The following is a 332-nucleotide window of genomic DNA, read 5'->3' as shown; positions in this document are numbered from 1 at the left end:
CGCAGGGTGGCGTACCGGCGCGAGCGGTAGCCCGCCGCGATTGGCTGGGGGGGCACGCTCGGGCGCAGCGGGGCGGGATGTGCCACCAGATCGAACTCCTCGACCAGCACCGCCAGCGTGGCGTCCGTCGAGCCGTCGTTGATCACGAGCGGCCGACCTGCAGTACCGATCATCAGCGACAGGGTGAACAGGATCATGTTCAGCCGGTTATCGGTGTCGGCGGTGTAGGCCGCACGTGATCATCCGCTTCTTCACCGTACCGAAGGTGGCTGATGCGCGCTGGTCGGCTGGCTGGACGCTGATCTTCATCGCCCTGCTCTACCTCACCGCTC

1 pseudogene is annotated in these 332 nt (G+C 66.9%); it reads right to left on the bottom strand.

Going from position 1 to position 332, the window contains the following annotated elements:
- Nucleotides 1-233: pseudogene (locus U8L64_RS00555) on the bottom strand (hypothetical protein); the annotation flags it as partial.
- Between the last annotated feature and the right edge of the window lie 99 nt (nt 234-332).

This window comes from Pseudomonas sp. FIP_A4, assembly GCF_036701605.1.
Classification (GTDB): domain Bacteria; phylum Pseudomonadota; class Gammaproteobacteria; order Pseudomonadales; family Pseudomonadaceae; genus Stutzerimonas; species Stutzerimonas phenolilytica.
This window is presented reverse-complemented; position numbering and strand designations above follow the sequence as displayed.